Origin of the sequence: Ramlibacter sp., from assembly GCF_041916345.1 — a bacterium.
In the GTDB taxonomy this organism is placed as follows: Bacteria; Pseudomonadota; Gammaproteobacteria; order Burkholderiales; family Burkholderiaceae_C; genus Ramlibacter.
In genome coordinates, this window is the sequence record NZ_JAYRZR010000124.1 from 1 (window position 1) to 8,579 (window position 8,579).

Here is an 8,579-nt window from a genome sequence, read left to right on the forward strand (position 1 = left end):
ATCCGAAATTCTACAGGATGACCACCGACCCCAAGGAACGTGCCGGCATCCAGTCGGTGGAAGTCGGCTTCAGCCTGCTCGAAGCCCTGGGCCACGCGGCCGGGCCGCTGATGCTGCGTGACCTGGCGCGCGCCGCCGGCATGAGTGCCGCCAAGGCGCACCGCTACCTGGTGAGCTTCCAGCGGCTGCAGCTGGTGGTGCAGGACGCATCGAGCACCCGCTACGACCTCGGCCCGGCCGCCCTCAAGCTCGGGCTGGCGGCACTGGAGCGGCTGGACGCGGTGAAGCTCGCCCGCGAACGCATCGCCGGCCTGATGGAGGAGATCGGCCATACCCTGGCGCTGGCGGTGTGGGGCAACCACGGCCCCACCATCGTGCACTGGGAGGAGCCGCCTCAGGCCGTGACGGTGAACCTGCGCCTGGGCGACGTGATGCCCCTGCTGTCGTCGGCCACCGGCCTGTGCTTCGCCGCCCACGTGCCACGCGAGGCGATCGCACCCATGCTGAAGGAGGAAATGGCGCGCGCGCAGCGCCAGGGTCGGACAGACCTGCCCGCCACCCTGACCGAGGTGCGGGCCCGCCTGGAGGAGGTGCGCCAGCGCGGCAGCGCGCGCGTGGTCGACACGCTGCTGCCCGGCATCGTGGGCTTCTGCGTGCCGGTGTTCGACTCCGATGGCCACATGGCCTTGGGCATGGTCTGCATGGGACCGGCCGGCACCTTCGACGCCGAGTTCGGTGGCGCGGTCGAAGGGCCGCTGCGTGCCGCCGCCGCGCGGCTGTCCAGCGATCTCGGCTGGCGCGGCTGACCACGATGGCAAGGGGCTCGGCACTGCGCCTGGGCCTGCTGGCCGCGGGCGTGCTGGCGCTGCACCTGGCCCTGCTGCAGGGCTGGCGCCCGCGCCCGCCGGGCGGTGATGCACAGAGGCCACCGGGCTTCGCGGTCCGCATGCTGCCAGGGGCGGCGCCCCGTGTGAGTGACCCCGCGCCGGCCAGCGACCTCGCCGATGCGGCCCTGCCGGCGACACCCCCAACGGGGCGGTTGCATGCCGAGCCTGAAGCGTGGCGCCCACCACCCCGCCTGCCGTCACCGGCGACGCCCACGGGGATGCGCGCCACCGCCGAACCGCCCGGTCAGCCGCCCTGGCCGGCCGACCGGGCGGCAGCCACGTCGATCTCGAGCGAGACGCTGCAGACGGCCGCCACCCCGGCCCTGGCGCCCGTCGCGTCGCCGCCATCCCCAGCCACCGCCACCAACCCGGGCGGCCTGATGGCCGCCGCCGTGCCCACCGTGGCCGTGCCGCCCCCGGCGCGCTGGCACTACGAGGTCACCGGCAGCGCGCGCGGCCAGGCGGTGCGTGGCGAAGCGCGGCTGGACTGGCAGCATGACGGCGAGCAGTACGAGGCGCGCATGGAATGGGGCGGCGAAGGCCTGCCGCCACGCTCGCACCGCAGCAGCGGCCGCCTCGGCGCCGAAGGCCTGCAGCCGCGCCGCTTCGCCGAGCGCCAGCGCACGGAGCTGGCCACGCACCTGGATGCCGAGGCCGGCCGGATCGTGTTCTCCGGCAACCAGCCGCCGCAGGCCCTGCTGCCCGGCCAGCAGGACCGCCTGAGCCTGCTGGTGCAGGTGGCGGCCCTGATCGGCGGCGAGCCAGCCCGCTACCCGGCGGGCACCCGCCTGAGCATTCCCACCGCCACCGCGCGCGGCGCCGAACCCTGGCAGCTGGAGGTGACCGGCGAGGAAGATCTGCCGCTCGCGGGCGGCGTGGTGCGCACGCTCAAGCTGGAGCGCCGGCCTGCCGCCCTGCATGACCAGCGCGTGGAGATCTGGCTCGCGCCCGCGGCGGGCCACGCGCCGGTGCGCCTGCGTGTCACCCAGGCCGGCGGGGACTGGCTGGACCAGCGCTGGCGCACGCCCGACGGCCGCTGAGGCCCCTCTTGAAACCGCCCGCCGGGCAGCCAAGTGGGGAGCAGAGGACACCCCCCATGCACATGCTCTATGACTCCGACGACTTCGTGGTCGTGCACCTGCTGGCCCCCGCGCCTGAGGGCGAGCAGGCAGGCGCGGCGCCCGCCCGGCACGGCTTCGAGATCGTGGACAAGCGGTCCAACCGCGAGGTCTATCTCGACGGCTCCTGGGCCGAGGCCTTCCAGCGCCAGTTGCTGGCCTGGCAGCAGCGCACGCCCACGCAGGACGAGGTGGAGGCCACGCTGGATGGCTACACCGGCCTCGCGCAGCACCCGCTGGTCGTGCACTGAGCGTGCACCGCGGTCACGCTGAAACACGCGCCAGATAGCGGTACAGCGGCTCCACCAGCACCAGCACCGCCACCAGCCGGCAGACCTGAAAGGCGGTGACCACCGGCACGCCCAGCTGCAGCACCTTGGCCGTGATGGCCATTTCCGCGATCCCCCCCGGCGAGGTGCCCAGCACCAGCGTGGCCGGGTGCAGCCCGGTGCCGGCCGCCAGCACGGCGGCGAAGCCGGCGCACAGCCCGATCATCAGCACCGTGCCGAGCGCCACCGAGCCCATCCAGCGCGGTGCGGCCCGCAGGAACTCGCGCTGGAAGCGCACCCCCAGGCTGACGCCGATCACCAGTTGCGCCGCGTTGCTCAGCGCTGAGGGCATGGCGCTCAGCTCCATGCCACTCAGCGTGAGACCCATCGCCACCAGCAGCGCGCCCATGAACCACGGATTGGCGCGGCCGGTGCGTTGCATCAGCCAGGCGCCGCCGGCGGCCGCGGCGAGCAGCAGGGCGAGCCCGCTGACTTGAACCGTGCGGGCGCCGGGCAGCGTGGCATCCATGCCATGCCAGCCGCCGAGGCTGAAGGCGAACGGGATGGTCAGCGTCACGATCAGCAGGCGCAGGCTGTGCGCGGCAGCCACCATGTCACTGCGGGCGCCCTCGCGCTCGGCCAGCAGCGTCATCTCGGAGGCGCCGCCGATGGCGCCCGCGAAATAACTGGTGGCGCGGCTCGCCTGCGCGTCCACGCCCATCTCGGCGCCGTGCCGCCGATGCAGCCAGGCGCCGAACAGCCAGCCGATGCCCAGCGCCCAGGCCACAGCCAGCCCGATGGCCCACCACAGACCCGCGACGAGCGCGCCCACCTGCGGCGTGAAGTAGAGGCCGAGCGCCGTGCCGATCACCAGCTGGGCGCCGTTGCGCAGCGGCGCCCAGCTGCGCGTGGGCGCGCCGGCGATGGAGGCCAGCGCGGTCGCCAGCAGCGGGCCGATCATCCACGGCAGCGGCGTGCCCAGGCGCACGCAGGCGAGCGCGGCGGCCAGGGCCAGGGCGAGCGTGGCGAAGGAGCGGAAGGCGAAGGAGGACATGCGGCGCAGGACGGGGCGGGGCACACGCCATCCAGGATGACCCGGCGCACCCGTTGGAGGCGCCAGTCGCCTAGTATCGTGCCATGCCTCGTGCCCTCCTGCGCGCCGCGCACCTGTTCGTGACCGGGGTCGTCACAGTCAGCCTCGGCGCCTGCGGCGGCCTGCCGCCGGCCCTGCCCGCGGAGCCGGCCCGCATCCTGCTGCTGGGCGAACAGCACGACGCGCCCGCCCATCCCGGCTTGCAGCAGGCGCGCGTCGAGGCGCTCGCGCGTGAAGGCCGGCTCGCGGCGCTGGTGCTGGAGATGGCGGAGCAGGGCCGCTCCACACGCGGGCTCGGCCGCGATGCGGGCGAAGCGGCCGTGCGAGAAGCCCTGGCCTGGAACGACGACGCGTGGCCCTGGGCGCGCTACGGGGCGGTGGTCATGGCCGCGGTGCGCGCGGGCGTGCCGGTGGCGGGCGCCAACCTGCCGATGAGCGCGCTGCGGGCGCGCGGCGCGGATGTCTCGCTGGACGCGCGGCTGTCACCCGCCGCCCTGGCCACGCAGCAGGCGGCGGTGCGCGACGGCCACTGCGGGCTGCTGCCCGAGGCGCGGCTGCCCGCGATGACCCGCATGCAGATCGCGCGTGACATCGCCCTGGCCGAGACACTGGCCGCGCAGGCGGCGCCCGGCCGCGTGGTGCTGCTGGTGGCCGGTGGCGGGCACGTGCGCACCGACATCGGTGTGCCGGTCCACCTGCCCCCCTCGCTGGCCGTGCAAGCGGAGCAGCTGCCGCCGCATGACAGCGGCCGCGACCACTGCGCCGAGCTGCGCCAGCAGTGGCAGGCGCCGCGGCGCTGAGGTCGCCGGCCTCAGCCGCCGGCGCAAGCCCTCAGGCGTTTGCCCGGATCGAATCGGCCAGGGTGTTCACCAGCTGGTCGATGTGCGCCTTCTCCACGATGTAGGGCGGCGCGATCACCAGGACGTCACCCGCGGGCCGCACCAGCGCGCCCTTCTTGAAGCAGTCGAGGAAGATCTCGTAGGCGCGCTTGCCCGGCAGGCCGGCGATGGGCGCCAGTTCCACCGCCGCGGCCAGGCCGAGGCTGCGGATGCCGATGACGTTGGGCAGCCCCTTGAAGGTGCTGTGGAACGCGTCGCCCAGCACCTTGCCCATCTCGCCCGCGCGCTGGAACAGCGCCTCCTGCTGGAACAGCTCCAGCGTGGCGATGGCCGCGGCGCAGGCCACCGGGTGGCCGGAGTAGGTGTAGCCGTGGAAGAACTCCACCACGTGCTCGGGCGCCTGCGTGTTCATCATCGCGTCGTACAGCTTGTCGCGGCAGATCACGCCGCCCAGCGGAATGACGCCGTTGGTCACGCACTTGGCGAAGTTCAGCATGTCGGGCACCACGCCGTAGTAGTCGGCGCCGAAGTTCGTGCCCATGCGGCCGAAGCCGGTGATGACCTCGTCGAAGATCAGCAGGATGCCGTGCTTGTCGCAGATCTCGCGCAGGCGCTGCAGGTAGCCCTTGGGCGGCAGGTACCAGCCGGCGGAGCCGGCCACCGGCTCCACGATGATCGCGGCCACGTTGCTCGGATCGTGCAGCGGCAGGATGCGGTTCTCCAGCTCCAGCAGGATGTCCTCCTGCCAGACCGGCTCTTGGTTGTGGATGTAGGCGTGGTTCACCGGGTCGTGGATGAACCGCATGTGGTCCACGCGCGGCAGCAGCGCGGTGCCGAACACCTTGCGGTTGGCCGGGATGCCGCCCACGCTCATGCCGCCGAAGCCCACGCCGTGGTAGCCACGCTCGCGGCCGATGAAGATGTTGCGGTGGCCTTCGCCGCGCGCGCGGTGGTAGGCCAGCGCCACCTTCAGCGAGGTGTCGGCCGCCTCGCTGCCGGAGTTGCAGAACAGCACCTTGTTCAGGTCACCGGGGGCCAGGGCCGCGATCATCTCCGCGGCGCGGAAGGCCTGGTCGTTGCTGGCCTGGAAGGCGGTGGCGTAGTCCAGCGTGTCGAGCTGCTTCTTGATCGCCTCGTTGATGGGCTTGCGGTTGTGGCCCGCGCCCACGCACCACAGGCTGGAGATGCCGTCGATGACCTTGCGGCCGTCGTGCGTGGTGAACTCCATGCCGTCGGCGCCGACGAAGACGCGCGGCTCCTTCTTGAAGTGACGGTTGGGCGTGAAGGGCAACCATTGGTTGTCCATCGTGAAATCCTTGTAGGCCATGTGCGCCTCCTTCTCGACGGTTCAAGCGAAAAAGCCATTTTGGCACCGATGCCGGTGCCCCGGGCGGCCGTGGAACCGCGCCTTCAGCGCAGGGCGCCGAACACCTTGCCGATAATCGCGTTGCCGCTGCCCAACGGGTCACGGCGGAACTTCTTCTCCTGCTCGCCGATGGCGAAGTACAGGCCGTCCAGCGCCTTGCGCGTCACGTAGTGGTCCATGCTCGCGTCCTCGGGCTTGAGCAGGCCCATCCCGGCGGCGCGGCCGGCCACGCGGTCGTACTTGCCCGCCAGCTCCACCTTCGCGGTGGCCTGGCGCACGACCGGCAGGAAGGTGCCGGTGAGCGGCTCGCGGGTGCGCGAGGCGAAGAACTCGGTGACCGAGGTATCCCCCCCGGTGAGGATGCGGCGCGCGTCGTCCACGGTCATCTTGCGCACCGCATCGCGCAACAGGTTGGCGGCCATGGGCACCGCCGCCTCGGCCGCGCGGTTCATGGCCGTCTCCAGCTCTTCCACCTGCCGGCGCAGCCCGGTGGCGGCCAGCAGCTTGGCCACGTCGCGCAGGTGGCCCGGCAGCGGAATGCGCACCTGCGGATTGCCGAGAAAGCCATCGGGCCGGCCGAGCAGCTGCACCGCGGCGGCGGCGCCGAGTTCGAGCGCGGTGCGCACGCCCTTGCTGGCGTCGAGGTCGGAGAGGGCCGCAAGGTTCTGCGCGCGGACGGGCAGGGCCGCGAACGGCAGCGCAGCGGCCAGCGGCAGGCCGATCAGGTGTCGGCGACGGAAGCAAGTGGTCATGGCGTCTCCCAGGCCGGCCCGGGCGCAGCCGGCTTCAGTCTGCGTCAGGCCTGGGGCCAGTGTAGCCATGCCCGACCGATCAGCGCAGCCCGGCCCGCAGGCGATCGGCAAGGCGCGGCACCAGGCGCTCGGCCCCGGCCGCGCTCAGGTGACTGTGATCCATGTAGTACGGCATGCCGGGCAGGCCAGCCGGGCATCGCGTCACATCGCAGAACAGGTCATCGAAGTTCAGCACGTCCAGCGGCGGCAGGTCGGCCCGGTGGAACACGCCGGACGGGAACGCCTGCAGCGCGCGATGCGCCTCGCGGCTGACGGCGCGCGCCTGCAGCACCGAGGCGCCGCCGTCGCCAGCGCGATGCGCCAGGCGGTAGGTGGCGCGTGGGTCATGCATCTGCTGGGGCACCTGCTCGATCACATGCAGGCGGATGCCTGCCGCCGCGTAGGCGCGCGCCGTCGCCAGGAAGCCCGTCTCGAAGGCGGCCCGGCTGCTCGCCACCGTGATCGGCGCGCCGGGCGCCAGGCCGATGGCGTTCAGGTAGCTGCCGCCCAGCCATGGATCCGTGTAGTAGCTCCACTTGGCCACCAGGTAGACATCGCGGATGCCGTTCTCGCGCGCGAAGGCCAGTGCCTGCTGATTCAGCGCCGCGCAGTCCATCCGCGTCTGGTCGGGCCGGGTGAGCGGCACGACACCCAGCAGCGGGACGCAGCCGCTGAAGCCGGTGAACACGCCTGACCGGCCCGCCTGCTGCGCCGCCGCCTGGAAGGCATCCAGCACCTGCAGGGCATGACTGTCCCCGAAGAGCAGGAAGCTCGGCAGTGCCCCCGCGGCCCCGTCGATGCGGCACCAGTTCTGCGGCTCGCGATGCGCGAACGGCCGGTCGAAGCAGGCCTGCGTGCGAGCGGGCGGCTGGAAGGCCGCCTGCACCGCGGCTGGCATGGGCGGCCGCAGCACGGGCGCCGACACAGCGAGGGCCGCACCCGCGACCACCAGCGCCGCCATCACCCCGCCCGCGACCAGCAGCACGCGGCGCGGCGCAGCGCCCCGCCAGGACAGCCGGAAGGGTTGCTCCACCAGCCGCCACGTCAATGCCGCCAGCACCAGCGTGGCCGCGATCAGCGCCACTCGCCAGCGGCCCGGCAGGGGCCCTTCGTGGAGGTGCCGCGCGAACGCCAGCAGCGGCTGGTGCCACAGGTAGGCGCTGTAGGAGATCAGGCCGATGGCGACCAAGGGGCGCAGCGCGAGGACCCGGCCGACCCAGGTGTCTTGCGTGCCCCACAGCAGCACGGCCGCCGTGCCCAGGACCGCCGGGACGATCTGCACGCCCGGGCTGGGCGTGGACGCATTCAAGGCCAGGCAGGAGGCCACGATGGCCGCGAGGCCGGCCGCCGCGAGACCTTGCCGCAGCGCCAGCGGGACCGTGACCGGCTGCCGGGCGCTGACGACGTAGGCGCACAGGCAACCCACGGCCAGTTCCCACACGCGTCCGGGGGCCAGGAAGAAGTTGGCCTGGGTGTACGCGCCGGTGCCCCACTGGGCCAGCGCCAGCGAGGCCAGCGCGATCAGGCCCAGCCCGAGGGCAGCGCGACGCCGGGGCCAGTGCGCCACCGCGAGCAGGTAGAGGGGAAAGACGAGGTAGAACTGCTCCTCCACGGCCAGGCTCCAGGTGTGGAGCAGCGGGCGCAGTTCGGCCGGCCCGTCGAAGTAGCCCGTGGTGGCCGCGAGCAGGAAGTTGCTGCCGGCCAGCGCCGTGGCGGCCAGCATCCAGCCGAAGTCGGCCAGGGCCTCCGTGTCGAGTGCCTGCCAGGCCACCGGCAGGCAGGCCAGCAGCACCACAGCCAGCGCGGGCAGGATGCGTCGCGCGCGACGGGCGTAGAAGCGGGCCATCGAGAACTGGCCCTCCGCCTGCTCGCGCAGCAGGATGCTCGTGATCAGGAAGCCGCTGATGACGAAGAAGACGTCGACCCCGATGAAGCCGCCGGTGAAGGGGCCCACATGGGCGTGGAACAGGATCACCGGCAGCACGGCCAGCGCGCGCAGCCCGTCGATCTCGGGCCGGTAGTCGATCACGGCGGAGGGCGTGGCGGCGGCCATGGAGCGGCGCGCATTGTAGAGCCAGGCCAGCGCCCCGCCCGCCTGCGACAATCGCGCCCAGCATGTCTTCGTCCTACATCCTCACTCTCTCCTGCCCGGACCGCCCGGGCATCGTGCACGCGGTCTCGGGCTTCCTGTTCGAGCGCGGCGGCAACATCGAGGA

The 8,579-nt window shown here is 72.8% G+C and carries 9 protein-coding genes; 5 read left to right on the top strand and 4 right to left on the bottom strand.

All coding sequences use genetic code 11. From position 1 onward, the window contains the following. Positions 1 to 17: 17 nt before the first annotated feature. Genes ACE3T5_RS19945 through ACE3T5_RS19955 form a run of 3 tightly spaced genes read left to right on the top strand, consistent with a single transcriptional unit; the run spans position 18 to position 2,256 of the window. Positions 18 to 806, top strand: coding sequence for an IclR family transcriptional regulator (locus ACE3T5_RS19945; protein ID WP_374669857.1), 789 nt, complete (start codon positions 18 to 20; stop codon positions 804 to 806). Positions 807 to 811: 5 nt separating this feature from the next. Further along, positions 812 to 1,927: a DUF3108 domain-containing protein gene (locus tag ACE3T5_RS19950; RefSeq protein WP_374669858.1), complete on the top strand. Its 1,116-nt coding sequence runs from the start codon at positions 812 to 814 to the stop codon at positions 1,925 to 1,927. A 56-nt stretch (positions 1,928 to 1,983) separates the two neighbouring features. Beyond that, the gene (locus ACE3T5_RS19955) at positions 1,984 to 2,256 is read left to right on the top strand and encodes a DUF3567 domain-containing protein (protein WP_374669859.1); all 273 of its coding nucleotides are present in this window, start codon (positions 1,984 to 1,986) and stop codon (positions 2,254 to 2,256) included. Between the two features lie 13 nt (positions 2,257 to 2,269). Here the strand turns inward: ACE3T5_RS19955 and ACE3T5_RS19960 are convergent, their stop codons facing one another. Continuing rightward, a complete protein-coding gene (locus tag ACE3T5_RS19960) occupies positions 2,270 to 3,328 on the bottom strand; it encodes an AbrB family transcriptional regulator (RefSeq protein WP_374669860.1) in 1,059 nt (352 codons plus the stop codon). Between the two features lie 83 nt (positions 3,329 to 3,411). Here ACE3T5_RS19960 and ACE3T5_RS19965 point away from each other — a divergent pair, with 83 nt between their 5' ends. Then, on the top strand, positions 3,412 to 4,167 hold the full coding sequence (locus tag ACE3T5_RS19965; RefSeq protein ID WP_374669861.1) for a ChaN family lipoprotein: 756 nt from the start codon (positions 3,412 to 3,414) through the stop codon (positions 4,165 to 4,167). Positions 4,168 to 4,198: 31 nt separating this feature from the next. Here the strand turns inward: ACE3T5_RS19965 and ACE3T5_RS19970 are convergent, their stop codons facing one another. From ACE3T5_RS19970 to ACE3T5_RS19980, 3 genes are all read right to left on the bottom strand, one after another. Next, positions 4,199 to 5,533 (bottom strand): aminotransferase class III-fold pyridoxal phosphate-dependent enzyme, encoded by a 1,335-nt coding sequence (locus tag ACE3T5_RS19970; RefSeq protein WP_374669862.1) that lies wholly within the window; start codon positions 5,531 to 5,533, stop codon positions 4,199 to 4,201. Between the two features lie 83 nt (positions 5,534 to 5,616). Further along, positions 5,617 to 6,324, bottom strand: a complete 708-nt coding sequence (locus ACE3T5_RS19975) for a DUF4197 domain-containing protein (RefSeq protein ID WP_374669863.1) — start codon at positions 6,322 to 6,324, stop codon at positions 5,617 to 5,619. A 79-nt stretch (positions 6,325 to 6,403) separates the two neighbouring features. After that, positions 6,404 to 8,416: an acyltransferase family protein gene (locus tag ACE3T5_RS19980; protein WP_374669864.1), complete on the bottom strand. Its 2,013-nt coding sequence runs from the start codon at positions 8,414 to 8,416 to the stop codon at positions 6,404 to 6,406. 62 nt (positions 8,417 to 8,478) lie between these two features. Here ACE3T5_RS19980 and ACE3T5_RS19985 point away from each other — a divergent pair. Beyond that, positions 8,479 to 8,579: ACT domain-containing protein (locus tag ACE3T5_RS19985; RefSeq protein ID WP_374669865.1), on the top strand; the 101-nt coding region annotated here is incomplete at its 3' end.

Excerpts from the sequence above, each read along its gene's own strand:
- ACE3T5_RS19945 (WP_374669857.1), top strand. The coding sequence starts at position 18 with ATGACCACCGACCCCAAGGAACGTGCCGGCATCCAGTCGGTGGAAGTC.
- ACE3T5_RS19950 (WP_374669858.1), top strand. The coding sequence starts at position 812 with ATGGCAAGGGGCTCGGCACTGCGCCTGGGCCTGCTGGCCGCGGGCGTG.
- ACE3T5_RS19955 (WP_374669859.1), top strand. The coding sequence starts at position 1,984 with ATGCACATGCTCTATGACTCCGACGACTTCGTGGTCGTGCACCTGCTG.
- ACE3T5_RS19960 (WP_374669860.1), bottom strand. The coding sequence starts at position 3,328 with ATGTCCTCCTTCGCCTTCCGCTCCTTCGCCACGCTCGCCCTGGCCCTG.
- ACE3T5_RS19965 (WP_374669861.1), top strand. The coding sequence starts at position 3,412 with ATGCCTCGTGCCCTCCTGCGCGCCGCGCACCTGTTCGTGACCGGGGTC.
- ACE3T5_RS19970 (WP_374669862.1), bottom strand. The coding sequence starts at position 5,533 with ATGGCCTACAAGGATTTCACGATGGACAACCAATGGTTGCCCTTCACG.
- ACE3T5_RS19975 (WP_374669863.1), bottom strand. The coding sequence starts at position 6,324 with ATGACCACTTGCTTCCGTCGCCGACACCTGATCGGCCTGCCGCTGGCC.
- ACE3T5_RS19980 (WP_374669864.1), bottom strand. The coding sequence starts at position 8,416 with ATGGCCGCCGCCACGCCCTCCGCCGTGATCGACTACCGGCCCGAGATC.